General features: G+C 45.6%; 25 protein-coding genes. 14 read left to right on the top strand and 11 right to left on the bottom strand.

The window, feature by feature from the left end; genetic code table 11:
- Positions 1 to 250: 250 nt before the first annotated feature.
- A complete protein-coding gene (locus BCT81_RS07185; protein WP_102423678.1) occupies positions 251 to 793 on the top strand; it encodes a glycine cleavage system protein R in 543 nt (180 codons plus the stop codon).
- 12 nt (positions 794 to 805) lie between these two features.
- Positions 806 to 1276: a thioredoxin-dependent thiol peroxidase gene (bcp, locus tag BCT81_RS07180; protein ID WP_004741656.1), complete on the top strand. Its 471-nt coding sequence runs from the start codon at positions 806 to 808 to the stop codon at positions 1274 to 1276.
- 91 nt (positions 1277 to 1367) lie between these two features.
- On the opposite strand, the gene BCT81_RS07175 is transcribed toward bcp, so the two are convergent.
- On the bottom strand, positions 1368 to 2444 hold the full coding sequence (locus tag BCT81_RS07175) for an AI-2E family transporter (protein WP_008222960.1): 1077 nt from the start codon (positions 2442 to 2444) through the stop codon (positions 1368 to 1370).
- On the bottom strand, positions 2437 to 2676 hold the full coding sequence (locus BCT81_RS07170) for a sulfurtransferase TusA family protein (RefSeq protein WP_102423677.1): 240 nt from the start codon (positions 2674 to 2676) through the stop codon (positions 2437 to 2439). Before BCT81_RS07170 ends, BCT81_RS07175 begins: the two co-directional genes overlap by 8 nt.
- 178 nt (positions 2677 to 2854) lie before the next feature.
- Between BCT81_RS07170 and BCT81_RS07165 the strand changes: the two genes are divergently transcribed.
- From BCT81_RS07165 to BCT81_RS07150, 4 genes are all read left to right on the top strand, one after another.
- Positions 2855 to 4309 carry a M48 family metallopeptidase gene (locus tag BCT81_RS07165; protein WP_102423676.1) on the top strand — a complete coding sequence of 485 codons (1455 nt, stop codon included), beginning with the start codon at positions 2855 to 2857 and terminating at the stop codon, positions 4307 to 4309.
- A 114-nt stretch (positions 4310 to 4423) separates the two neighbouring features.
- On the top strand, positions 4424 to 4774 hold the full coding sequence (arsC, locus tag BCT81_RS07160) for an arsenate reductase (glutaredoxin) (protein WP_061032626.1): 351 nt from the start codon (positions 4424 to 4426) through the stop codon (positions 4772 to 4774).
- A gap of 6 nt (positions 4775 to 4780) precedes the next feature.
- Positions 4781 to 5374, top strand: a complete 594-nt coding sequence (gene wrbA, locus BCT81_RS07155) for an NAD(P)H:quinone oxidoreductase (RefSeq protein WP_102423675.1) — start codon at positions 4781 to 4783, stop codon at positions 5372 to 5374.
- Positions 5371 to 5808, top strand: a complete 438-nt coding sequence (locus BCT81_RS07150) for a DUF2069 domain-containing protein (RefSeq protein ID WP_102423674.1) — start codon at positions 5371 to 5373, stop codon at positions 5806 to 5808. Before wrbA ends, BCT81_RS07150 begins: the two co-directional genes overlap by 4 nt.
- A gap of 144 nt (positions 5809 to 5952) precedes the next feature.
- Here BCT81_RS07150 and BCT81_RS07145 read toward each other — a convergent pair whose 3' ends face one another.
- Positions 5953 to 7203, bottom strand: a complete 1251-nt coding sequence (locus BCT81_RS07145; RefSeq protein ID WP_102423673.1) for a DUF2066 domain-containing protein — start codon at positions 7201 to 7203, stop codon at positions 5953 to 5955.
- A 276-nt stretch (positions 7204 to 7479) separates the two neighbouring features.
- On the opposite strand from BCT81_RS07145, the gene BCT81_RS07140 reads away from it, so the two are divergent.
- Entirely contained in the window at positions 7480 to 8718 is a 1239-nt protein-coding gene (locus tag BCT81_RS07140) for a uracil-xanthine permease family protein (protein WP_008222947.1), read from the top strand.
- A gap of 140 nt (positions 8719 to 8858) precedes the next feature.
- On the opposite strand, the gene upp is transcribed toward BCT81_RS07140, so the two are convergent.
- On the bottom strand, positions 8859 to 9485 hold the full coding sequence (gene upp, locus BCT81_RS07135) for a uracil phosphoribosyltransferase (RefSeq protein ID WP_004738627.1): 627 nt from the start codon (positions 9483 to 9485) through the stop codon (positions 8859 to 8861).
- A gap of 169 nt (positions 9486 to 9654) precedes the next feature.
- Between upp and purM the strand changes: the two genes are divergently transcribed.
- Together purM and purN are read left to right on the top strand one after the other, a co-directional pair.
- Positions 9655 to 10695: a phosphoribosylformylglycinamidine cyclo-ligase gene (purM, locus tag BCT81_RS07130; protein ID WP_102423672.1), complete on the top strand. Its 1041-nt coding sequence runs from the start codon at positions 9655 to 9657 to the stop codon at positions 10693 to 10695.
- A 132-nt stretch (positions 10696 to 10827) separates the two neighbouring features.
- Positions 10828 to 11502: a phosphoribosylglycinamide formyltransferase gene (gene purN / locus BCT81_RS07125; RefSeq protein ID WP_102423671.1), complete on the top strand. Its 675-nt coding sequence runs from the start codon at positions 10828 to 10830 to the stop codon at positions 11500 to 11502.
- 76 nt (positions 11503 to 11578) lie between these two features.
- On the opposite strand, the gene BCT81_RS07120 is transcribed toward purN, so the two are convergent.
- Both BCT81_RS07120 and lpcA read right to left on the bottom strand, forming a co-directional pair.
- The gene (locus BCT81_RS07120; protein WP_102423670.1) at positions 11579 to 12424 is read right to left on the bottom strand and encodes a class II glutamine amidotransferase; all 846 of its coding nucleotides are present in this window, start codon (positions 12422 to 12424) and stop codon (positions 11579 to 11581) included.
- Positions 12425 to 12491: 67 nt separating this feature from the next.
- On the bottom strand, positions 12492 to 13067 hold the full coding sequence (gene lpcA, locus BCT81_RS07115) for a D-sedoheptulose 7-phosphate isomerase (RefSeq protein WP_008222941.1): 576 nt from the start codon (positions 13065 to 13067) through the stop codon (positions 12492 to 12494).
- A gap of 327 nt (positions 13068 to 13394) precedes the next feature.
- Between lpcA and fadE the strand changes: the two genes are divergently transcribed.
- Entirely contained in the window at positions 13395 to 15860 is a 2466-nt protein-coding gene (gene fadE, locus BCT81_RS07105) for an acyl-CoA dehydrogenase FadE (protein ID WP_102423669.1), read from the top strand.
- 127 nt (positions 15861 to 15987) lie between these two features.
- Here the strand turns inward: fadE and BCT81_RS07100 are convergent, their stop codons facing one another.
- Positions 15988 to 17235: a TIGR03503 family protein gene (locus tag BCT81_RS07100; protein WP_102423668.1), complete on the bottom strand. Its 1248-nt coding sequence runs from the start codon at positions 17233 to 17235 to the stop codon at positions 15988 to 15990.
- Positions 17236 to 17244: 9 nt separating this feature from the next.
- Complete coding sequence (gene dnaQ, locus BCT81_RS07095; protein ID WP_004738617.1) at positions 17245 to 18012, bottom strand: DNA polymerase III subunit epsilon; 768 nt, start codon at positions 18010 to 18012, stop codon at positions 17245 to 17247.
- Positions 18013 to 18068: 56 nt separating this feature from the next.
- On the opposite strand from dnaQ, the gene rnhA reads away from it, so the two are divergent.
- Positions 18069 to 18533: a ribonuclease HI gene (gene rnhA, locus BCT81_RS07090; RefSeq protein ID WP_008222935.1), complete on the top strand. Its 465-nt coding sequence runs from the start codon at positions 18069 to 18071 to the stop codon at positions 18531 to 18533.
- Positions 18534 to 18573: 40 nt separating this feature from the next.
- Here the strand turns inward: rnhA and BCT81_RS07085 are convergent, their stop codons facing one another.
- A complete protein-coding gene (locus BCT81_RS07085; protein WP_102423667.1) occupies positions 18574 to 19359 on the bottom strand; it encodes a class I SAM-dependent methyltransferase in 786 nt (261 codons plus the stop codon).
- 53 nt (positions 19360 to 19412) lie between these two features.
- On the opposite strand from BCT81_RS07085, the gene gloB reads away from it, so the two are divergent.
- The 3 genes from gloB (at position 19413) to BCT81_RS07070 (ending at position 22493) form a co-directional block, all read left to right on the top strand.
- Complete coding sequence (gene gloB, locus BCT81_RS07080) at positions 19413 to 20171, top strand: hydroxyacylglutathione hydrolase (RefSeq protein WP_004738614.1); 759 nt, start codon at positions 19413 to 19415, stop codon at positions 20169 to 20171.
- Positions 20172 to 20241: 70 nt separating this feature from the next.
- A complete protein-coding gene (locus BCT81_RS07075) occupies positions 20242 to 21810 on the top strand; it encodes a LysM peptidoglycan-binding domain-containing protein (RefSeq protein WP_102423666.1) in 1569 nt (522 codons plus the stop codon).
- A complete protein-coding gene (locus tag BCT81_RS07070; protein ID WP_008224026.1) occupies positions 21807 to 22493 on the top strand; it encodes a YIP1 family protein in 687 nt (228 codons plus the stop codon). Before BCT81_RS07075 ends, BCT81_RS07070 begins: the two co-directional genes overlap by 4 nt.
- 28 nt (positions 22494 to 22521) lie before the next feature.
- Here BCT81_RS07070 and BCT81_RS07065 read toward each other — a convergent pair whose 3' ends face one another.
- Both BCT81_RS07065 and glnB read right to left on the bottom strand, forming a co-directional pair.
- Positions 22522 to 23364 carry an endonuclease/exonuclease/phosphatase family protein gene (locus tag BCT81_RS07065; protein ID WP_102423665.1) on the bottom strand — a complete coding sequence of 281 codons (843 nt, stop codon included), beginning with the start codon at positions 23362 to 23364 and terminating at the stop codon, positions 22522 to 22524.
- 61 nt (positions 23365 to 23425) lie between these two features.
- The gene (gene glnB, locus BCT81_RS07060; RefSeq protein WP_004738609.1) at positions 23426 to 23764 is read right to left on the bottom strand and encodes a nitrogen regulatory protein P-II; all 339 of its coding nucleotides are present in this window, start codon (positions 23762 to 23764) and stop codon (positions 23426 to 23428) included.
- Between the last annotated feature and the right edge of the window lie 86 nt (positions 23765 to 23850).

Genomic DNA, 23850 nt, shown 5'->3' with positions numbered 1-23850 from the left:
TTATCGCACCGTTCAGCCTATAATTTGGATAACCTGAGCTCAATCTAACGGATAGGAAACCCGTCGATGTCAGTATCAGGTAAGCTGTGCAGCCACTCGACAAACTTGCGTTTCCGCGTTTTAGATATTCTTATCATTTGTTGCCAGTTAGACGCAAGATGAGTCATAAAAAGCCCCGCTCGCACGCTTATTCCTCCAGCTAACTGTGCTAACATGCATGAATCAATGGAATATATAGAGACGTGATTTTATGACTCAACATCTAGTAATCACAGCTGTGGGCACAGATCGCCCAGGTGTATGTAACCAAGTGGTTCACTTGGTCACTCAATCAGGCTGTAACATTATTGATAGCCGTATCGCCCTGTTTGGCGAAGAATTTACGCTTATCATGCTACTGTCTGGTAAAGCAAACAACATCACCCGTGTTGAAACCACCCTGCCCTTGCTTGGTCAAGAGCACGACTTGATTACGATTATGAAGCGAACCTCTCCGCACGATATAGTAGAGAACTCCTACACGCTAGAAGTGTTCGTTGAGTCAGATGATAAACTCGGCCTGACCGAGCAGTTCACACAGTTCTTTGCAGACCGAGACATCGGCCTCGACTCGCTGAGCGCACAAACGATCAATAAATCTAAGGTCCAGCTCGACAACGACCAATTCCATATCTCTATTACCGCTTCTGTGCAGTCAGAATGTAATTTGATGCAGCTACAAGAAGAATTCAACTCGCTGTGTCAGAGCCTATCAGTCCAAGGCTCGCTCAACTTTATTAAAAACAGTCTTTAAAAAGGAAATATCATGAATACGCTAACGGCTGGTGTTCCAGCACCTGCTTTTTCTCTTCCGGATCAAGATGGCAATATCGTATCTCTTGGTGACTTCAAAGGTAAAAAAGTACTTTTCTACTTCTACCCAAAAGCAATGACTCCAGGTTGTATCGTTCAAGCGGAAGGCCTGCGTGATATCAAAGCACAGCTAGATGACCTAAACGTGGTTGTTCTGGGTGTCAGCATCGATCCAGTGAAACGCCTACCTAACTTCATTGAGAAGAAATCTCTAAACTTCACTCTGCTATCTGACGAAGACCACAGTGTTGCTGAGCAGTTCGGTGTCTGGGGCGAGAAGAAGTTCATGGGCAAAGTTTACGATGGTCTACACCGTATTAGCTTCCTAATTGACGAAGAAGGTCAGATTGAACACGTCTTCAACAAGTTCAAGACTAAGACTCACCATGAAGTGGTTCTAGAGTACTTCAACCAAGAAGCTTAATGTCTGTTGGGGTGAGCTAGACTCACTACCAACTGAGACAAATTAAAAAGGCGACTATCATCGATAGTCGCCTTTTTTGTCACTTATTTCGTTACTGATGGTGTACAGGGTCATCATCTAGCGCATGGCTCGGCAAGGCATTCCAAACCGCCTTCACTAAAGTAGCCAGTGGAATCGCGAAGAACACGCCCCAGAATCCCCAAAGTCCACCAAACACTAATACCGCCACAATAATCGCAACAGGGTGCAGATTCACTGCTTCTGAGAACAGAACAGGCACTAACACGTTACCATCTAGGGCTTGAATGATGCCGTAAGCCAATAGCAGCCAGTAGAATTGAGGCTCAAGCCCCCACTGGAACAAACCAACAATCGCAACCGGTACGGTTACCGCCGCTGCACCAATGTATGGAATCAATACCGAGAAACCGACAGCAACCGCTAACAGCACAGAGTAGCGAAGGTCTAAAATCGCGAAAGTTACATAGCTGACGCCACCCACGATTAAGATCTCTAGCACCTTGCCGCGGATGTAGTTCGAGATTTGTTCGTTCATCTCTTCCCATACTTTGGTCGCTAAGCGACGGTTGCGAGGAAGCACACCACTTGCCATTCTGATCATCTCTTCTTTGTCTTTTAGTAAGAAGAAGATAAGCAGTGGTACTAAGATAAGATAAACACCTAGCGTCGCTAAGCTAACCAAAGACGCCAATGAGCCTTTCACCACACTCTCACCCATTCCCAACGCCTTGTTCTTCGCATTAGACATGACAGACTCAACGATCTGTAAGTTAGCAAGCTCTGGGTAGCGCTCTGGAATCGTTGCAATGAACTTCTGTAAGCTACCGTACATGCTTGGAATATCATTGATTAGGTTACCAACTTGCTCCCAAATGGTTGGCACTAATCCGAATATCGCTAGTAGCATTAGGCTAAAGAACATCAAGATCACCAACATCACCGATGGCGTTCTTGGAATACCGAGTCGTTGAAGTTGAGTCACTGGCCACTCGAGCAAATAAGCCAAGACAATCGCCACCAGCAGCGGTGCGATCAGGTGACCAAAGAAGTAGATAGTAATAAAGCCGAATAGAATGATGGCAACCAAACTGACAGCGTGTGGATCAGAGAAACGTCGTTTATACCAACGACTGACCATTTCAAGCATCTGACTGCGATTCCTTTTTAGTGACGAGGAGATGGTGGTAATTAGAACAAACCTCTGTCATGACAACATAAGCTTGCTTAGACAAAAACGTAACAATATCTTTCATCGAACTGCTATCTGATACATAAATTGACAAAGATTGCCCTACTTCTAACTTTACACTGTGACGCTTGGCTAATAATAACGCCATTGGGCAGCGCTCTTGGCGTAAATCTAGAATATTAGGTGTCATTCTTGGGCTCGATGCTTATTATAAGGGGCATATTGTAATCTGTTTTTGAAAACGTGCCATCATTGATTCATCTTCCTTCAGGATAGCGCACGCACTTAACAAAGGTTAAACCAGATAAAGAACCAATTTGCATTGCCCTTGTCTTACTGTCAGAAGAAACGGAGTATTACTGACTAATATGTTTAAACGCGCTCGTTCAATTGCTTGCTTATGCATCGCAGCCACATTAAGCACCCCAATGCTGGCTAACACCAACAGCTTGGATTTACCGGACATCGGCACGGCGGCTGGCGGCACGCTCACTATCGATCAAGAACTCATCTATGGTGATGCCTACATGCGCATCATCAGAAGCAGCCAGCCTGTCATCAACGATCCAGTTCTCAACCTTTATATCGATACACTAGGGCATCGCCTTGTCGCGAATGCCAATGACGTAAAGACACCTTTTCAGTTCTTTATGATCCGTGACCGCAACATCAACGCTTTTGCTTTCTTTGGTGGTTATGTTGCGCTGCACTCAGGTCTATTCCTGCACGCACAATCGGAAAGTGAACTTGCGTCAGTATTAGCGCACGAAATTGCACACGTTACGCAGCGTCACTTAGCGCGTAGTATGGAAGATCAAGCACGCCGTTCTCCTGCGACTATCGCAGCGCTTGCAGCGTCTGTGTTGCTGGCTATTGCCGCTCCTGAGGCGGGTATTGCAGCCTTAACCGCAACCACCGCGGGTAACATGCAGAGCCAAATTAACTACACCCGTAGTAATGAGAAAGAAGCCGACCGCTTTGGTATCAACACGCTAGCAAAAGCTGGATTTGACGTGAACGCAATGCCACGCTTCTTTGGCCGTTTAGCGGATGAATACCGCTATGCAAGCACACCACCTCCAATGTTGCTCACTCACCCGTTGCCTGAAGATCGTATTACCGATTCGCGCGCACGTGCTCGTAGCTACCCACCGCTGAAACTTGCGCCATCGCTGGATTACCACTTGGCAAGAGCTCGCATCGTGGCACGCTATGCCGGTATCAATAATGAGGCGTCACTCGATTGGTTCTCACGCCAATTGAAAAAGGCACCAAAAGAGATTGTTCCATCGTTAGAGTATGGACAAGCACTGGTTTACCTCGATTCGAAAAAGTTAGATAAAGCAGAACCGATTCTAACCAAACTGATTACCAGCGACCCGACTAACCTGTTCTACTTAGATGCGATTTCCGACCTTCACATTGAGCAGAAAAAGCCTGAGCTTGCCATTAAAGAGCTTAAATCGGCATTGGTTCGTCAGCCAAACAACCCGGTACTCACAATCAACTACGCAAATGCCTTGATTGAAAAAGAAGACTTTGCAGAGGCTGTTCGCGTATTACAACGTTATACGCATGACAATCCGAATGACACCAATGGCTGGCACCTGCTTTCAAAAGCGAATACTAACCTTGGCAATAGTGATGAAGACCTTGCCGCACGAGCTGAAATTTTGGCATTGCAGGCCAACTGGAACAAAGCGATTCAGTACTACACGCAAGCAAGTCAAATCGCAGAGCTCGGTAGTTTGAAGCAAGCCCGCTACGATGCTCGAATTGATCAACTGATGATTCAGCGCGAGCGCTTCTTAGCACTGCAATAAGGCGTTCAATACTCGGCGAGTCGCCAAAAGAAAAAAGCTCAACGTATACAGTCAAGAGGCCAATTAGCTGGCCTCTGCTGACAATTAAATAAAAAATAATAATGAGGAAGAACCATGTCTGTCGTGATTTATCATAACCCACGCTGCTCAAAGAGCCGTCAAACGCTTGAATTACTTGAAACAAACGGTGTACAACCTGAAGTGATCAAGTACCTAGACACACCTCTAACTGTTGAACAGCTAAAAGTACTGTTCACTCAGCTTGGTTTTAGCAGCGTTCGCGAAATGATGCGCACCAAAGAGGCAGACTACAAAGAAGCGAACCTTGGCGATGCTTCTGTATCTGATGAAGACCTATTTTCTGCAATGGCTGCTAATCCAAAATTGTTTGAGCGCCCAGTTGTTGTTGCGAACAATAAAGCCAAGATTGGTCGTCCACCAGAGCAAGTGCTAGAGATTCTGTAAGCGGCTATGAGCATCAACATTCTTGTTCTCTACTACAGTCGTCACGGCAACACACAAGCTCTCGCAAGGCAGATAGCACGAGGGGTGGAGTCTATCCCTGAGTGTGAAGCTATGCTAAGAACGGTTAACGATGTATATACAGTAGAAGAGCAGCCAGATTCTCGCTATCAACCCGCGGATCCAATTGCCACGCTTCAAGATCTCCGTTCTTGTGATGGCTTGGCGCTTGGAAGCCCGGTTTGGTTCGGCAACATGGCTGGGCCGATGAAGCACTTTTGGGATAGCACTACATCATTGTGGATCAATGGCGATCTTATCGATAAGCCAGCTTGTGTATTTACCTCTTCTTCATCACTGCATGGTGGGCAAGAGACTACGCAGCAGAGCATGATGTTGCCACTGCTTCACCATGGAATGTTAGTGGTCGGCATCCCCTACTCAGAGCCTGCACTGCATACCACTCAAACCGGTGGAACGCCCTATGGCGCAAGCAGCACAGGCGAGAGTGCTTCATTAAGCAAAGAAGAAATTGAGTTGGCGCAGAACCTAGGTAAACGCCTCGCGCGCATCGCGATAAATCAGAAGGGAATCTCTCAATGATGTACATGTCAGAGAAGGCGATGTCTCCTAAGACAAAGCTATTTCGCTACCTAGCATTAGCAGGCAACCTATTGCTGTTAGGTTGGGTTGTGGCTTGGCAGATGACGCTTTCACCGCATCCTCACCTAGACAATGTCACACTCGCTATCGTTTGGGCTGTTCCGTTACTGTTGCCATTACCTGGCATTTTAGTCGGCAAGCCTTATACGCATGCTTGGGCAAACTTCATCTTAATGCTCTACTTCCTGCACGCATTAACCATCCTATACGTAGATGGTGGTGAACGCTTATTAGCTGCTGTTGAGCTACTGCTGACCACGATAGGCTTTGCCGGAAACATCTTATTTACCCGTTTCCGCGCTAAAGAGTTAGGCATCAAGCTTAAGCGCCTTTCTGAAGTAGAAAAGAAAGAGAAGGCAAAGTTCGAGCAATAAGATTGGATTCGACCATACCCAATCAGCTAGCTCAAACAATTAGCGAACAAACAAAAAGCCCTGCCAGATTTCTCTAGCAGGGCTTTCTTTTTATTTATCTTCGTCTACTTACTTTTCGTATAGACGATGAATGTCAGCAATTGCCTAACTGCGGTTCCACTCATACACCAAGCTAGGTTTCGCATGCTGAGGAGTAACCTCTTCTAGCGCTTCGCTACCCGCATCTTCTGAGTTAGCATCCGAGGCAGCTAGCGTATCATCACCAACAACTTCATTACCTTTGATCACTTGAACGTCAGTATCTGTTGCTTCAGTATCAACGACAGGTGTTGAATCATCGTCTACAGACATAGTGTTGTCTTGTGTTTCAAATTCAGGGCTTACTTCTGGTTCGATGTAAGACTCTTCAACCTTCACAACTTGGCGAATACTTGCCACTTCTTGCTCAAACTCTTGTTGAGTCGACAGCAAGTGAATACGGAACGTCACTTCGTTGTTTTGAATCTTAAGAATATCTAGACTAGCAACCGAGTTTAGACGCTTAAGTGCATTCTCTAGCTGGAAGAAGTCTTGAGCATTATTCAGGCTAATAAACTGAGTTAAAATCGACTCTGATGACTCACTCGCCACAGTCACCGCGCTTTTACCCGCGTAGTAGTTACTGATTTGGTCAACTAGCTTCTTCGAAGCCGTTGCACTATTACCCGACACTGAACCTGTGATTGGTGCAGTTGGCGCGCTAGTTAACTGACTTGGTTTTTGGTCGTACAGCGTCCAACGCAATCCTGAAGATTGAGCTTTAATCACTAACACTGCATCTACTGGGTAGCGTTGACTTGCTCTGCTAATTGGTGAAACAAAGCTGCCCCATAAATCTGAGGTCGCGATACCAGTGATATCGTCGAAGTCACCCACTGGCAGAGTCAGAGGTAAACCACGATCTTTTGCACTTGCTTGCATTTGAGCAGCAAGTGGTGAGTTCGAGTGCTCCCACACAATGTTCTTATCGAAGCTGTCTTCTTCCACCAGCCAAACCAAGATGTTTGAGCGAGTTTCAGGCCAGTACGGCAGTTGTGCTTGAGTCAGTAGAGAACGGATTTGGGCACCATTAAAACGCATACGCAATGTTGATTGGTCATTGCGCTCACCAAAACTCATTTGAGACATGTACTGCGCACTCTTACGCATCGCCTTTTGGATGGTCTCATTTGAAGCAACGTCAGTTTGACCAGTCGCACGTATCAATACCTGCTCCATACCGGTATTTCTTGCCACTTGTTCTGGTTGTTTGTCTTCGGCGTTAATCGCAACTTCAGCACTAAAGATATCGACTTTAGTTAAGGCGTAACTCGGGAAGGCTAATAGTCCCATCAACAACAATGCTATGTAGCGCATATTGATCCTAATATTCAATGCTTGTGCCTTGATGATAAGCAACTATGGATTGAGGGGCAAGGTCGTTAGCGCCCACTGTGTTTAATAACCACAAAATATCACCTGACCATGATAAAGCGCTAACTTATAAACCGAATTTTCGGACCTTGTTCGATATAAAACATCACTATGATAAATAAATTTGATCTATTTTGTGTAGCAATCGATTGCTAAGTGATAGAATCGCGCGAATTTTATTTTTCACTTTTCATATAACGACCAATCTAAGGACATATCATGAAAAATGCATTGCAAGGTGCACAAATGCTGTTTGTAGCTTTTGGTGCACTTGTACTCGTGCCGCTACTGACAGGACTTGATCCCAACGTTGCACTCTTTGGCGCAGGTATCGGTACCCTTTTATTCCAACTTATTACACGCCGTTCAGTGCCAATCTTCTTAGCGTCTTCTTTTGCATTCATCGCGCCTATCATGTTTGGCATCCAAACTTGGGGTATTGGTGCAACCATGGGTGGCCTAATGGCAGCAGGTGTTGTGTATGTATTGATGGGTGCTCTTATCAAAGTGAGAGGCGTTGGCTTTATTCATAAGCTGCTTCCACCTGTGGTTGTAGGCCCTGTGATCATGGTGATTGGTTTAGGCTTGGCACCAGTTGCGGTAAACATGGCTTTAGGTAAGACAGGCGATGGCGCCGTTCAACTGGTTGATGCAGACGCAGCACTTTGGATCTCATCGGTTTCACTGCTAGTTACCGTCATCATCAGCGTATTCTCGAAGGGTTTCCTAAAGCTACTGCCTATCTTCGGCGGTATTATCGCAGGTTACATTACGAGTCTATTCTATGGAGCAGTCGACTTTGCACCCGTAGCGCAAGCATCTTGGTTAGCACTACCAAACTTCACTATGCCTGAGTTCAACATCAACGCTATCTTCTTCATGGTGTTTGTTGCGATTGCACCTGCCGTTGAGCACGTAGGTGACATGCTGGCGATTTCTAACGTGACGGGTAAAGACTACCTTAAGAAACCTGGCCTGCACCGCACAATAACAGGCGACGGTGTAGCGACCATTGCAGCTTCTATGCTGGGCGCTCCGCCAAACACAACCTACAGTGAAGTAACTGGCGCAGTAATGCTAACAAAAGCATTTAACCCGGTGATCATGACTTGGGCTGCAGTAACAGCCATAGTTCTTGCATTAGTTGGTAAACTGGGTGCGCTTCTACAAACCATTCCGGTTCCGGTAATGGGCGGCATCATGATTCTTCTGTTTGGTTCTATTGCAACAGTAGGCTTGAATACTCTTATCAAAAACAACGTTGACCTACACAAATCACGTAACCTTGTGATTGTGGGTATTACCCTAGTATTCGGTATTGGCGGAATGGCTTTTGGTATCGGCGACTTCAGCCTACAGGGCGTAAGCTTGTGCGGTATCGTGGCGATTCTACTTAACCTAGTCCTTCCTGAAGAGTTAGGCGACAACACAGTAGTAGACAAAGCTCAAATCGACTAATGGTTGAACCTGGTTAGATTCCACAAAATTTAAGATCAAAAAAGGGAGAGCATCGAATGCTCTCCCTTTTTTATTAATACGGATAATTAAGTCAATTCAGAAGTTTGAAACAGCCGAATCCACTTAACCTACAAACCGAATTACTTAGTACCGAAGATCTTATCACCAGCATCGCCAAGACCAGGAACAATGTAGCCCTTGTCGTTTAGCTTTTCATCGATTGCTGCAGTGTAAAGCTCAACATCTGGGTGCGCTTTTTCTAGAGCTGCAATACCTTCTGGAGCCGCTACAAGCACAAGAATCTTGAAGTGCTTACAACCTTTCTCTTTCATTAGGTCGATAGTCGCGATCATAGAACCACCTGTTGCAAGCATTGGGTCTACCACTAGAGCAATACGCTCATCGATGTTAGATGCAAGCTTGTTGAAGTATGGTACTGGCTCAAGCGTTTCTTCGTCACGGTAGATACCAACAACGCTGATACGTGCACTTGGGATGTGCTCAAGAACGCCGTCCATCATGCCTAGACCAGCACGTAGGATTGGCACTACTGTTACTTTTTTACCTTTAATTTGGTCAACTTCAACTGGGCCGTCCCAACCATTAATAGTTACACGTTCAGTTTCAAAGTCTGATGTCGCTTCGTATGTTAGAAGGCTACCCACTTCTGTCGCTAGCTCACGAAAACGCTTAGTGCTAATCTCACCTTCACGCATCAGGCCAATTTTATGTTTTACTAGCGGGTGTTTCACTTCAACAACTTTCATTTCCAACTCCGGCAATATTTAAACAAACCTGTAGATTATACACGAACTCTAAGGTTATTTCAGAATCTTTATTCTAATAAAAAAAACCGCGCAAACGTTTGCTCTTCATATTCAAGCCCTGTTAGAATAGCGCCGTTTTCACATCCAACTTAAGTTCGAGGACTATCCCGTGAGTGGTAATACTTCTTCTCTAAGCTACAAAGACGCTGGTGTTGATATCGACGCAGGTAATGCACTAGTAGACCGTATTAAAGGTGCTGTTAAACGCACTCGTCGCCCTGAAGTAATGGGCGGTATTGGTGGCTTTGGCGCCCTATGTGAACTTCCAACGAAATACAAAGAGCCAGTACTTGTTTCAGGTACTGATGGTGTTGGTACTAAACTTCGCCTTGCTTTGGATCTGAAAAAACACGACACCATTGGTATCGACCTAGTGGCAATGTGTGTGAACGACCTAATCGTTCAAGGTGGTGAGCCTCTATTCTTCCTAGACTACTACGCAACAGGTAAGCTAGATGTAGACACAGCAGCAGACGTTGTTTCTGGCATCGCCGAAGGTTGTGTTCAAGCGGGTTGTGCACTTATCGGTGGTGAAACCGCTGAAATGCCGGGCATGTACGAAGGCGACGACTACGATGTTGCTGGCTTCTGTGTTGGCGTTGTAGAAAAAGCTGACATCATCGACGGTACTAAAGTAGCTGCAGGCGACGCACTTATCGCTGTTGGCTCAAGTGGCCCACACTCAAATGGTTACTCTCTAATTCGTAAAGTACTGGAAGTATCTGGTGCAGATAAGAACGAAGAGCTAGAAGGTCGCACTATCGGTGAACACCTACTAGAACCAACTAAGATTTACATTAAATCAGCACTTAAGATGATCGCAGAGCATGACATCCATGCTATCTCGCACATTACTGGTGGTGGTTTCTGGGAAAACATCCCACGCGTACTTCCTGAAGGTACTAAAGCAGTGATTGATGGTAAGAGCTGGGAATGGCCTGCTATCTTCAACTGGCTACAAGAGAAAGGCAACGTGGAAACATTTGAAATGTACCGCACTTTCAACTGTGGTGTAGGCCTTGTTGTTGCTCTACCTAAAGACCAAGCAACCGCTGCTGTTGAACTACTGAAAGCTGAAGGCGAAAACGCTTGGGTTATCGGTGAGATCGCGAACGCTGAAGCGGGCGAAGAACAAGTTGAAATCAACTAAGTGAGCACTTCACTCAATTAGTTAATCAATGAGGACCTAATGGTCCTCATTTTGCTATTTGGCCCGCAGAAAACCTTAGTTTATGTAGGTAAATTGTAAACAGTTCAATTAATCAATCATATGACCCACTTTATGAAAAACAATCACTCTCAGAAAACCACTCCGTCTCAGAAAAATATCGTTGTGTTAGTTTCAGGAAGCGGCAGTAACTTGCAGGCGATCTTAGATGCTTGCGACAGCAATATGATTGATGCTTCAGTCAAGGCTGTCTTCTCAAACAAGGCAGAAGCATTCGGCTTAGAACGAGCAAAAAATGCTGGTGTCGATGCACGCTCAGTTAACCCAAAAGATTTCGGCTCGCGTGAAGAATTTGATCATGAACTGATGATTCAGATCGATGCCTATCAACCAGATTTAATCGTATTGGCAGGCTATATGCGTATTTTGAGTTCAGAATTTGTTCGTCATTACGCAGGAAAAATGGTCAATATCCACCCTTCTCTACTGCCTAAATACCCGGGTTTACATACCCACCAGCGTGCAATTGATGCAAAAGACAAAGAGCACGGCACAAGTGTGCACTTTGTAACAGAAGAGCTCGACGGCGGTCCTGTTATCTTACAAGCCAAGGTTCCTGTGTTTGAGGACGATGATGCCGAGCTGCTAGCGAGGCGAGTACTCACTCAAGAACACACAATCTATCCAATGGTTTGTAAGTGGTTCGCAGAAGACCGTTTATCTATGATTGATGGACAAGCGGTGTTAGACGGAAAAGTACTAGGCAAACACGGTTACGCAGAAGAGTAGGATCAAGAATACAAAAAGGCCGTTAACTGACGAGTGCAGTTAACGGCCTTTTTTATCGAATCAAGTACTGAGAGGTTTAGCTCAATGGTTCAGTAGGCGCTTGGCTTGCGACCTTTTTAGGAGCATAAGCGACATCTTCCAGATCCTTGTGATTATTGCCAATCAATTCACCTGAATGGAACAAGGCGTATTCACCCGGCTTCATTCTAAACCACTCTTCATTACCAGTGAGGGGTTGAGTAGCCACTACCGTCACCACATCATTCGGTGTGGTTTCTTCTTGGAAGTTAATCTCGACGTCTTCATCAATTAAGCTCGCGTTACCAAAAGGCGCGCGTCTCGTAATCCAGTACAAGTGGTTAGTACAGTATGTCATTACGTACTCACCATCGCTCAACAACATGTTGAAAACGCCCTTCTCTCGTAGCTTGTCGCAACACTCTGCAACGAAGCGGAACATGCCTTCCATGTCTTGTGGTGGTTCAGGAAAACGCTCTTCCAGTTGCTTAAGTAACCAACAGAATGAACGCTCGCTGTCAGTTTCACCAACCGGTCTAAAACGCCCACTCACTAAGTCATCGTAATCTGATAGTTGGCCATTGTGAGCAAAGGTCCAGTATCTTCCCCAAAGCTCACGAGTGAAAGGGTGTGTATTCTCTAGATTAACACCACCACGGTTGGCTTGACGGATGTGGCTGACAACAGCTTGGCTTTTAATTGGGTAGTTTTGAACCAATTCAGCGATCTTAGATTCACAGCTAGGGTTAGGATCTTTAAAGGTACGAAAGCCCTTGCCCTCATAAAAGGTGATCCCCCAACCATCACGATGTGGGCCAGTATTGCCACCGCGCTGCATAAGACCAGTGAAGCTAAAACAAATATCCGTAGGCACATTCGCGCTCATACCGAGCAATTCACACATGGTTTAATCTACTCCCTATTAAAACCAATAGAGCCACAAACCTAGGCTCTATATGTCTGTAAAACTGTTATTCCATCTCTTTTTCGACAAGCTGAATCACAATATGGATGATCTTAATGTGAATCTCTTGGATGCGGTCTGCGTAACCAAAATGTGGCACACGGATTTCAATGTCCGCGCAACCTGCCATTTTACCGCCATCTTTACCAGTCAGAGCGATAGTCTTCATGCCTTTCGCTTGAGCTGCTTCAATGGCTTTTAGGATGTTGCCTGAGTTACCAGACGTTGATAGACCGAATAGCACATCGCCTTTACGGCCAACCGCTTCTACATAACGAGAAAATACGTGGTCGTAGCCGAAGTCATTACTTACACAAGATAAGTGGCTAGGGTCTGAAATCGCAATACCAGCGTAGCCTGGGCGGTTTTCACGGTATCGGCCAGTCAGCTCTTCTGCGAAGTGCATTGCATCACAGTGTGAGCCACCGTTACCACAAGAAAGCACTTTACCTTCCTGTTTGAATGAGTCAGCAATCAGTTTTGCCGCTGCTTCAATTTGAGCAATATTATGATCATCACTCAAAAACTTGTTAAGAACGTCAGCAGCTTCGTTCAATTCACTTTTGATTAGGTCTTGGTACATAAGGCTTATCTCTTATTTTTATGACGCAGCTTAGCGTGCGCGATATGAGAGCTGAGGTTTTTCCCCTCTTTTACCTGAGTTTACCCACAAACATGAAATAGTGTCGACAGTTAAGCCCAAAGATTGCCACCTTAATTAGTCAGTCATCGCCAATTCGTCCAAATAATCGCCACCAACCTCTCACAATTAGAATTTTAACTCTACTCAGATCACTTTTTATTCAACTTTGAGTTTTACAAATATTTAATATTTTGTTTACACTTAACTGGTTAGACCTCTTACCTAAAACTTAATAACGATAAGTGATCTCTGAAAAGGAAATCGATCATGAATATATTGCTCTCCCTACTCGGCATGACAGCTATCTTAGGTGTCTGTCTCTACCACAGAGTTAGCTTGGTACGCGCATTAATCGCACTAACTGGCGCAATGGTAGCTTTAACACTATTTGGCGACGTAGCGGTTACTGGCTGGCTTTGTTACCTATTAGCGGTTGCTATTTTTGCTGTACCAGCCATTCGACAAACTCTCATCAGCCAAAAAGCACTTTCTGTATTTAAGAAAGTACTGCCGGCGATGTCTCAGACAGAAAAAGAAGCACTGGAAGCCGGTACTGTTTGGTGGGAAGCAGAGTTATTCAAAGGCAAACCTGAGTGGAAAAAACTACAGAACATCGCTGACCCAAAACTGTCTGAAGCGGAACAAGCGTTCCTCGATGGTCCAGTAAACACAGTGTGTGAAATGGTCAATGATTACCAAGTCACTCATGAGCTTGCTGATTTACCACCAGAAGTGTGGCAGTACCTGAAAGACCACAAGTTCTTCGCGATGATCATCAAGAAAAAATATGGTGGCTTAGAATTCTCAGCTTACGCTCAGTCTTTGGTTCTACAAAAACTAACGGGCGTATCTAGCGTACTATCATCAACCGTTGGTGTACCTAACTCATTAGGCCCTGGTGAGCTGCTGCAACACTACGGTACAGAAGAGCAAAGAAACCACTACCTTCCGCGCTTGGCTGAAGGTAAAGAGATCCCTTGTTTTGCCCTAACTAGCCCAGAAGCAGGCTCTGATGCGGGTTCAATCCCAGATTACGGTGTGGTTTGTAAAGGTGAATGGCAAGGCGAAGAAGTTCTTGGTATGCGCCTGACTTGGAACAAGCGCTACATCACTCTTGCACCGGTTGCGACCGTACTGGGTTTGGCCTTTAAACTGCGAGACCCAGAAGGCTTACTAGGCGATCAGCAAGATCTTGGTATCACTTGTGCTCTTATCCCAACTGATTTGAAAGGCGTGGAGATTGGCAACCGCCACTTCCCACTAAATGTTCCTTTCCAAAATGGTCCAACTCAAGGTAACGATATTTTCGTTCCTATTGATTTCATTATTGGTGGTCAGAAAATGGCAGGCCAAGGTTGGAGAATGCTGGTTGAATGTCTGTCAGTTGGCCGTGGTATCACACTGCCATCAAACTCAACCGGTGGCATCAAAACAGCAGCACTTGCGACTGGCGCTTACGCTCGTATTCGTCGCCAATTTAAGCAACCCATTGGTCGCATGGAAGGGGTTGAAGAGCCACTAGCACGCCTCGGTGGTAATGCTTATGTCATGGATGCAGCAAGTAACCTGACCGTTGCTGGTATTGACCTTGGTGAAAAACCTTCGGTTATCTCTGCAATCGTTAAGTATCACTGTACGCACCGTGGTCAACGCAGCATCATCGATGCAATGGACATCGTAGGTGGTAAGGGTATTTGCTTGGGTCCATCTAACTTCCTAGCTCGTGGCTACCAAGGTTCACCTATCGCGATTACCGTTGAAGGCGCAAACATCCTGACTCGTTCAATGATCATCTACGGTCAAGGTGCGATTCGTTGTCACCCTTACGTTCTTAATGAAATGGAAGCAGCATACTCTGAAAGTAGCGATGCTCTAGACAAGTTTGATTCAGCGTTAGCAGGGCACGTTAGCTTTACGCTAAGTAACCTAGTTCGTAGTTTGTGGTTTGGTTTAACTGATGGCCGTGGTTCGGACACACCAACACCTGCCAATAACACCGATAAGCAGACAAAGCGCTACTACCAACAGCTGAACCGTTACAGTGCTAACCTAGCGCTACTGTCTGACATTTCAATGGCTGTATTAGGCGGCTCACTGAAACGTAGAGAGCGTCTATCTGCCCGTCTAGGTGATATCCTGAGTCAACTTTACCTTGGTTCTGCAACACTAAAACGCTTTGAGAGCGAAGGCAGCAATGCAGAAGATCTACCGCTAGTACACTGGGGTATGCAAGACAGCTTGCGTCAAACTGAAGTGGCAATTGATGAGTTCTTAGCAAACTTCCCTAACCCAGTGGTTGGACGCCTTCTACGTGTTGTATTGATGCCATTTGGCCGTATTCGCCGCGCACCAAACGACAAACTGGACAGCAAAGTTGCACACATCCTACAAACACCGAGTGCAACACGCTCACGTATCGGCCGTGGTCAATACTTAGCGGATACTCAGTACAATGCCGTAGGTAAGATCGAGAAAGCATTGGAGGTTATTCTTCAAGCTGAGCCTCTGTTCGACAAAGTCTGTAAAGAGACGCATCAGAAACGCGCCTTCCTACGACTGGATTTGGTCGCTCAATTAGGTCTTGAGAAAGGCATTCTGACTGAGAAAGAAGCGGCACTGTTAGAGAGTGCAGAGCAACATCGACTGTACACCATCAACGTTGATGACTTCTCGCCAGAGGAACTAGCAGCAAAGCCCCAGTATCCGGGCCAATCGATAGATAACGTAGCCTAGATTTAGCTATAAAAACAAAACGGGACTCCTATGAGTCCCGTTTTTTTATTCTAGATATGATGAACTGTCACATGTTCCGAGTGCGAGATTGAGTAGCTCTCTCAAAATAACTCAATCAAGCAGATGGTTACTTAGGAGCCTTAAGTTGCATCTCTGGTTGAGCTCTCTTCTTGGCAGTCACTTTACGAACCACAAACCAAATCAGTAGACCCAATAGAATAGCAACCACGTTACCTACCCCAATAATAATCATACTACGTTGTCTGTCTTCTTCTCGCTTCTTGAGTATCATCATCTCAGTAGCGATACGCTTTTGCTCGGCTAACGCTTCTTCTTGCAGGCGGCGGGATTCCGCTAAATCAATATCTTGAACCACACTGTAAGAGTGCTCGGAAATTGGGAACGTCAATGGGCGCTGGCTAGAAGCATCGGTGGCATAAACCATTCCAGACCAGTTATAAATCCCAAGTTCACCATTATAAGGGATCTCCAAAGGCACCTTCATCGCATCGACATCCGCTTGCCCTTGCTCATACATCACGTATTCATCTGATGCTTTATGCTCAACGTGCACCGCTAACGAACTCGGCTCTATCATTCCCTGCTCGCCAGAGACCACGATAGTATGAGGTAAGCCATCTTTGCGAGACTGGATAAAGGTGGTGGTAATAGGTGTCGGATAAACCAAAACTTCTTGTTCTTGCGCTCGTAAAAACACGCCATTGCCAGAAGTAATACGTACGCGGTATTTGCCCGGCTCAATATCAATCGGCAGTGACACAGTGAATACGCCGTCTCCCGCTTTCTCGTCGAGATCCACACCGTCGTCAGCAAACTCGCCCATCACAACAGGCACAGGACGAGCTTCTCTCACTAAAGATTCTTCGTTTTCGACAAATTTAGTAAACGTCACCTTGAGCTTCACTCGATCAAGGAAATCACGCAGCACCAAGGGCTTACCATCAGAGGTGAGACGGGCAGTGAATTTAATACGCTCTGTCTGGTACAGCTTGTTTGGAAATTCATTCGCATCCAAAACAAGATGAGACAGTAGCTTGATATTGTTCTTAGGAGAGACCTTACCTACCGCTTGCCATGGGCCCGGCATCGGCTTATCAATAGAGACAATGTCCATTGAGGATTCTTCATACCAACGGACATTATCAGCGTTACGCCAAGAGTAGTATTTCTTGCCGTCAGGACGAACCAGAACGACAGGTTTAGAGTTATCGGCTCGATAAATTATAAAGGTAATTTGTTCTATGCTGGGATCAACTCGGAATCGGTTGTCCAATAAACTCATTACGGATTCTGTTGCCGCGTGCAAGCTAAAGCTTAACAGCAATAAACAACCGGTAGCCAATACCCTTAACATACTTTCTCCCTACTGACGCCAGAGGCAGCTTCCGCTTTTCTCGACGAGATCTAAACGACTTTGATGCGCTTCTACTTCATCGGCCGTTGCTCGTAAAACCTTTAGGGATTTTCGACCACTTTCTACTCTTCGGATACTTTCTACGCCACCTTCTTGCTGACCAGCGTTAAATTGCAGTGACGTTTGTCCACCCGTCATCAATAAATAGACGTCGGCTAGGATCTCCGCATCGAGCAAAGCGCCGTGGAGAGTACGGTGCGAGTTATCGATGCCATAACGTTCACATAAGATATCTAGATTGTTTCTTTTACCCGGGAATATCTTTTTCGCCATGTCCAGGGTATCGGTAACTTTACAGTAATCGTCTGTCTTACCGATAGTAGGGTCCAGTTTCTCAAACTCGTAGTCCATGAAGCCGGTATCGAAGGGCGCGTTGTGAGCCACCAGCTCAGCGCCTTTGATGAAGTCGAGAAACTCTTTGTGAATGTCTTGGTATTCAGGCTTGTCGACCAAGAATTCATCAGTGATACCGTGAACGCCAATCGCCTCTTCTTGAATAGCGCGATCTGGCTTAATGTAAACGTGGAAGTGGCGCCCAGTTAACTTACGGTTGATGATCTCTACGGCACCGATCTCCACGATGCGGTGACCCATGTAGTGAGGGCCACCTTCGGTATTCATACCGGTTGTTTCGGTATCGAGTACGACGATGCGCTTGTTTTCATTCGAACTGTTTTTTTCGTTCGCGGTTTGTTCTGGAGTGCTACTGGTATTCATAAGGATAACTGTGTCAGACTATGCCGATAATGTGCTTGAGGTAATAGTATCAAATCATGACGAAACAAGTTGAAATTTTCACTGATGGTTCTTGTTTAGGCAATCCAGGGCCTGGCGGCTATGGCATCGTACTTCGCTACAAGAAAGTAGAGAAGACGCTCGCGCAAGGCTATACCCTAACGACCAACAACCGCATGGAAATGCTCGCTGCTGTTGTTGCACTGCAGACCCTAAAAGAGCCGTGTTCTGTGATTCTCACTACCGACAGCCAATACGTTCGTCAAGGCATCACTCAGTGGATACATAACTGGAAAAAGCGTGACTGGAAAACCGCCGACAAAAAACCGGTAAAAAACGCTGATCTTTGGCAAAAACTCGATAAAGAGACAGCACGTCACACTGTCGATTGGCGTTGGGTGAAAGGACACGCAGGTCACCGAGAGAATGAAATGTGTGATGAGCTGGCGCGTACCGCTGCCGAAAACCCAACCCAAGAAGACACGGGCTATCAGCCAAGTTAAGATTTGGGGCGGGTAAAGATATCCAATAGCAAAAAGCCGACTATGTGTCGGCTTTTTCTGTTTTTAGCGGGCGAAGTGCACGAATGGAATGCAACGTGCAGCGAGTATCAGTCCTAAAGCTAGCGCCAACCGGAGAGAAGCGTCGTTTGAGGTGCCAGTGTGGCTTAATAGGCTTGAGCGGATAAGTGCGCTTGCGAGCAACGATAAAGTATTGGCTTCCAGCAAACGAGGCACAGCCACCTAACGCGTTCTCAAGCCAGGTCCACATCGCTTGATACTTACTCATCGGGAACAATGCATAAGTATCACAATGAATGACTTCATAGTTCAGAACGCCTAACCAGTCTTTTACACGACTTGGCGTATACATTCGCCCACTCCAAGGTAAACTGTTCTTGCGCCAAGGCATTAAACTGGCAAGCCCAGTGACACTGAATGGGTTAAAGCCGGTGATGATGATATAGCCATCGTCCATCATCACTCGATCGACTTCTCTTAATAGTCGATGTGGGTCGTTGCTATAATCTAATTGATGACTAAGTACCACAACATCAAAACTTTTCTCCAAAAAGGGCAAATTATAGCCATCCGCTATCACATTATGTAATGGGTTCTGGATATCTAGGTTTACTTGATGTTGAATGTTGCATGTGCAGCTAGAAATCTCACTGCTGAGACCGCCGAGCTTGAGCATATGGTAACCAAATAACTTTGGGCACCACTCATCGAGTCGAGTTTGAATTGATTCTCTCAACCAGTCCCCATTGTGCAATTGTGCCCAAGTGTAAGGACGCTCAAACTTCTTTCTGCTACGTGCTGGCTTCATCAATAATCTGTCTCACTTATTCTGTCGCACTGAAAGTGACTGGAGAACCAATAATGTTACATATCAAAAGCATACCTGCATTTAACGACAATTACATCTGGCTGATTGAAAATAGCGATCGCCGTTGTGCTGTCGTCGACCCCGGCGATGCGGCTCCAGTATTAGAGTACTTAGCACACCATGAGCTAACTTTAGATGCAATCTTGATTACGCACCACCACCACGATCACATTGGTGGCGTTCCAGAGTTAGTTAGACAGTTTCCAGGTGTTGATGTCGTAGGTCCGAAGAATGAGCCTATCCCAACATTGACACACCCAGTGGATGATGGAGACCAACTGGAGTTGTTTGGCGAAGTATTCTTGGTTCTTGGGTTAAGCGGGCACACGGCGGGCCATATCGGTTACGTTGGTGATGCAAAGCTATTCTGTGGCGATGTACTGTTCTCAGCGGGCTGTGGTCGTATCATGGAAGGCACTCCGCAACAGATGTTTGATGCATTAAATAAGATTACGGCGCTTCCTCAAGAAACCGAGGTCTATTGTGCACATGAGTACACAGCAGCCAATATCGCTTTCGCACTTGCAGTTGAGCCAGATAACCAACATTTGCAGCAATATCGCGACCAAGTGAACCGACTTCGCGCACAAAATAAGTCGACCATCCCCACAAATTTGAGACAAGAGAGATTTGTTAACCCTTTCTTGCGCTACACCGAACCAAGTGTAGTGAAATCAGTATCTAATCGCACTGAACAGACCGATCCTTTGTCGGTATTTACCGCTTTACGTGCGTGGAAGAACGAATTTTAACAAATACAGACTTGTCACTTATAGGGAGTGGCAAGTATTATCATCGGCCGTTTATTAAAAAGGCTGTAACATGCGAGTTAAGTACAGCTGGGCTTTGGTATTACTACTATCTGGTTGCCAATTAACTCAGTCAGAGAATCCAGACCAAGCTTCCGAGCAAACCAACACATCTCCTACAGAAGTTTCTCAAGCGAACGTTTCACCTGAAGCGACCAAAGAAGAACAAAAAGTTGAAGCACCTGTCGTTACTCCACAAACACAAGAAGATGTTTGGAAACGTATTGCGATGCAACTTGAAATGGAAGTACCAGACCAAAAGAAGGTCGACTACTACCGAACTTGGTATCTAAAACACCCTAGTCATCTAAAAACCGTCTCCAAGCGAGCTGAGCCTTTCCTTTACTTGATCACCACCAAGATCGAAGAAAGAGACCTACCTTTAGAACTGGCATTGCTGCCGGTTGTTGAAAGCTCGTTCGACGCATTTGCTTATTCTCACGGCAGTGCTGCTGGTCTATGGCAATTCCTCGCTGGCACGGGTAAAGACTACGGACTTGAGCAGAACTTCTGGTACGACGGCCGCCGTGATGTTGCTGCTTCAACCGATGCTGCGTTAGATTTTCTAACCGACCTAAACAGACGTTTTGATGGCGACTGGCAACACGCAATCGCGGCATACAACAGTGGTGGTGGTCGTGTAAACAGCGCAATTCGTAAGAACAAGAAGCTTGGCAAACCAATCGACTTTTTCTCACTAGACCTGCCGAAAGAGACTAGCAGCTACGTACCTAAACTGCTGGCACTGGCAGACGTAATTGCCAACCAAGAAAAGTACGGCATTGATATTCCTGCAATTTCAAACAAGCCAGTACTAACTCTAGTTAACCCAGAAGAGCAACTGGATTTGGCTATTGCTGCGAACTACGCAGGCATTCCAGTAAAAGAACTGCAAGGCTATAACCCTGCCTATAACCAGTGGGCGACGGCACCAGAAAAACACCAACAATTACTGCTTCCCCTAGACTCAGTTGAAAAATTCAACAAAGAAGTCACGGCCAACAAAGGCAAAGGCATGAAGCTAGTACGTTACAAGGTTCAATCTGGCGACAGCATCAGCGTACTGGCAAACAAATACAACACCACCAGCAAAGTGATTCGCTCAGCGAACGGTTTAACCAACAACAACATTCGTATTGGTCAACATCTACTGATCCCAACCTCGACCAAAGACGATAAGACTTACGCACTCAGCGCTTCTAACCGCCTAGCAAGCACACAGTCAAAGAGTCGCGGTCAATATAAGCTAACCCACAAAGTAAAAAGTGGTGACAGCTTATGGACCATTGCGCGTGCCAATAAGGTATCTCACCAGTCACTAGCGAAGTGGAACGGTATGGGACCACGTGACACCTTACGAATTGGTCAAGAACTGGTCATCTGGAAGAACGGTTCTGACGGCGCCATCATCCGTACCATCTTCTATAACGTAAGATCAGGTGACACAGTCAGCGGTATTGCATCAAAGTTCAAGGTAAAGAGTTCAGATGTTGTAAAATGGAACACTTTGCAGAACCAGAAATACTTACAGCCAGGACAAAAACTGAAGCTGTATGTTGATGTAACTAAGGTAAGTGTATGAACCCGTCAAGTAACCCACTCGTCATGCTGTTGGATATATTCCGTTCACCAACAGCTTGTTTCTTAGCGCTTTATCAGCGAAGTGCTTGGGGATGGCAACCCTACGTCGTATTAATGCTCAGCCCATTTTTATTTTGGGGTGCTTATTTTTCGAATGTAGATTTTGCTTGGTTAAGTGCTGAGCTATCTAAGCAATTAGCTCAAACAAACCCAGACCAGTTGGCGTTACTTGATAGTAATACTCTACTTGCCAGTGAAATTATCAGCGATGTGTTTAGCCGCACGCTCACTATCGTTCTTTTGGCATTTTGGTTTAACCTTGCAACCAAACCAAGTCAACATCAGCATAGCTTTTGGCGATGGTTTGCAGCAGCATCAGTTATCATCTTCCCTGCAGTTTTAGGTGATATTGCGAGCTACGCAAGTCTAATCCTAAAGCACGGTCATGTGATGAACTACGCCGCTGACTTGAACAGCTTAAACGGCTTAATCAAGTTGCCGCTTACAAGTGATTGGTCACAATTTGCTAGCTCTTTACCACTGCTACTGCCTTGGTACATCGTACTTGGTTACGCAGCGGTATTAACGTGGACAGAGTTTGAGCGTGGACAAGCACTGGTAATTTCAGGCTTGCCGTGGATTGGCTATTACCTAATCTGGGCTATCTACATTTTAGTTTCGTAGATAACCGTTACTGAGTCTTATCTTTACGCTATTTAGCCTTAAAAGTGACTAACATTGGATTATGATCAGAAGCGTCCGTCATGGGCGCTTTTGCTTTTTCTACCTCTAGCCCACGATAAAATACATGGTCTAGCACTAACCCCGTTATGAACTGAGTGCGGTTATCAGGCTCAAAAGCGACCTCCGCCAAGCCTACCTTTTCCAATGCCTCTTTCAATACGGTAAAACGAGCCTCACTCCAGCTATTAAAGTCACCAGCAAAAATAACTGGCCCACGATACTTTTGTAGATTGTCGGTTAAGCTCTTGAGTTGAGCTTCATAATCTTCAGTACCAAAGGTAAAGTTCACAGCATGAATGTTGATCACCGCCAACTCCTCACCATTGCTCAACTTGTAACGGGACCATAGAGCAGACTTAGGTAACTGCAACCAAGGCTCTTCATGAGTATAAGCACAAGCCTCGATAGGCAAATGAGTCGCGAGGTTGAGCACACCAGCACTTTTTTCAAATGCCTCAAACGCATTGACTCGAGTACTTCCCCATTGACCACTCGTTACCCACTGACGAAGTCCATCCGTCATGCTCGCTTCTTGCAGCAGTACTAAATCGCTTCCCGCAGTGAGCTTATTAAGTTCCGTCTGCCAATGACTGCGATTTTGCTTATAAATATTCCATACTGTGAGGCTTAAGCCGTCAGACACATCCAGCGCTTTAGGTTCAGAGTTTTGGTAGCAACTGTAGATGTCATTGCTGGTATTTGGAGAAGACGTAATAAGATTGGGCTTATTTGGGATCACGAAAATAAAGTGAAAACTAACAACAGCCAGTGTTATCAGTAATGTGATAACTATGATGGTTTTCTTGAACATAAAGCACCCTACCAGAAATGAAAAAGGAGCGATAAACGCTCCTTTTAGGGTAATAGTTTTTTTATACGGCGTCTTCGTCTTCTTCGCCAGTACGAATACGTACCACACGTTCAACGTCAGTGATGAAGATCTTACCGTCGCCAATTTTACCAGTTTGAGCCGTCTCGATAATGGTATCAACACATTGGTCTGCTACTTCATCAGTAACAACGATCTCTAACTTAACTTTAGGCAAAAAGTCGACCATGTACTCTGCGCCACGGTATAGCTCAGTATGACCCTTTTGGCGTCCGAAACCTTTAACTTCAGAGACCGTCATACCCGTAATGCCCACTTCTGCAAGCGCCTCACGTACATCATCAAGTTTGAATGGCTTGATAATGGCTTCAATCTTTTTCATGTTCATCCCTTAAACTGTGCGAATGGCTCATTATCGGATAGCTATAGTAAACATTCAATGAAAAAAGCCAGAGCTTTAAAGCTCTG

It is taken from the genome of Vibrio sp. 10N.261.52.A1 (assembly GCF_002876325.1).
Taxonomy (GTDB): domain Bacteria; phylum Pseudomonadota; class Gammaproteobacteria; order Enterobacterales; family Vibrionaceae; genus Vibrio; species Vibrio chagasii.
Note: the sequence above shows the minus strand (reverse complement) of the source record. Positions and strands in the feature narration are given on the sequence as shown.

Bases quoted from the DNA above. Each gene is read 5' to 3' on its own strand.
- BCT81_RS07185 (WP_102423678.1), top strand. From the start codon at position 251: ATGACTCAACATCTAGTAATCACAGCTGTGGGCACAGATCGCCCAGGT.
- bcp (WP_004741656.1), top strand. From the start codon at position 806: ATGAATACGCTAACGGCTGGTGTTCCAGCACCTGCTTTTTCTCTTCCG.
- BCT81_RS07175 (WP_008222960.1), bottom strand. From the start codon at position 2,444: ATGCTTGAAATGGTCAGTCGTTGGTATAAACGACGTTTCTCTGATCCA.
- BCT81_RS07170 (WP_102423677.1), bottom strand. From the start codon at position 2,676: ATGACACCTAATATTCTAGATTTACGCCAAGAGCGCTGCCCAATGGCG.
- BCT81_RS07165 (WP_102423676.1), top strand. From the start codon at position 2,855: ATGTTTAAACGCGCTCGTTCAATTGCTTGCTTATGCATCGCAGCCACA.
- arsC (WP_061032626.1), top strand. From the start codon at position 4,424: ATGTCTGTCGTGATTTATCATAACCCACGCTGCTCAAAGAGCCGTCAA.
- wrbA (WP_102423675.1), top strand. From the start codon at position 4,781: ATGAGCATCAACATTCTTGTTCTCTACTACAGTCGTCACGGCAACACA.
- BCT81_RS07150 (WP_102423674.1), top strand. From the start codon at position 5,371: ATGATGTACATGTCAGAGAAGGCGATGTCTCCTAAGACAAAGCTATTT.
- BCT81_RS07145 (WP_102423673.1), bottom strand. From the start codon at position 7,203: ATGCGCTACATAGCATTGTTGTTGATGGGACTATTAGCCTTCCCGAGT.
- BCT81_RS07140 (WP_008222947.1), top strand. From the start codon at position 7,480: ATGAAAAATGCATTGCAAGGTGCACAAATGCTGTTTGTAGCTTTTGGT.
- upp (WP_004738627.1), bottom strand. From the start codon at position 9,485: ATGAAAGTTGTTGAAGTGAAACACCCGCTAGTAAAACATAAAATTGGC.
- purN (WP_102423671.1), top strand. From the start codon at position 10,828: ATGAAAAACAATCACTCTCAGAAAACCACTCCGTCTCAGAAAAATATC.
- BCT81_RS07120 (WP_102423670.1), bottom strand. From the start codon at position 12,424: ATGTGTGAATTGCTCGGTATGAGCGCGAATGTGCCTACGGATATTTGT.
- lpcA (WP_008222941.1), bottom strand. From the start codon at position 13,067: ATGTACCAAGACCTAATCAAAAGTGAATTGAACGAAGCTGCTGACGTT.
- fadE (WP_102423669.1), top strand. From the start codon at position 13,395: ATGAATATATTGCTCTCCCTACTCGGCATGACAGCTATCTTAGGTGTC.
- BCT81_RS07100 (WP_102423668.1), bottom strand. From the start codon at position 17,235: ATGTTAAGGGTATTGGCTACCGGTTGTTTATTGCTGTTAAGCTTTAGC.
- dnaQ (WP_004738617.1), bottom strand. From the start codon at position 18,012: ATGAATACCAGTAGCACTCCAGAACAAACCGCGAACGAAAAAAACAGT.
- rnhA (WP_008222935.1), top strand. From the start codon at position 18,069: ATGACGAAACAAGTTGAAATTTTCACTGATGGTTCTTGTTTAGGCAAT.
- BCT81_RS07085 (WP_102423667.1), bottom strand. From the start codon at position 19,359: ATGAAGCCAGCACGTAGCAGAAAGAAGTTTGAGCGTCCTTACACTTGG.
- gloB (WP_004738614.1), top strand. From the start codon at position 19,413: ATGTTACATATCAAAAGCATACCTGCATTTAACGACAATTACATCTGG.
- BCT81_RS07075 (WP_102423666.1), top strand. From the start codon at position 20,242: ATGCGAGTTAAGTACAGCTGGGCTTTGGTATTACTACTATCTGGTTGC.
- BCT81_RS07070 (WP_008224026.1), top strand. From the start codon at position 21,807: ATGAACCCGTCAAGTAACCCACTCGTCATGCTGTTGGATATATTCCGT.
- BCT81_RS07065 (WP_102423665.1), bottom strand. From the start codon at position 23,364: ATGTTCAAGAAAACCATCATAGTTATCACATTACTGATAACACTGGCT.
- glnB (WP_004738609.1), bottom strand. From the start codon at position 23,764: ATGAAAAAGATTGAAGCCATTATCAAGCCATTCAAACTTGATGATGTA.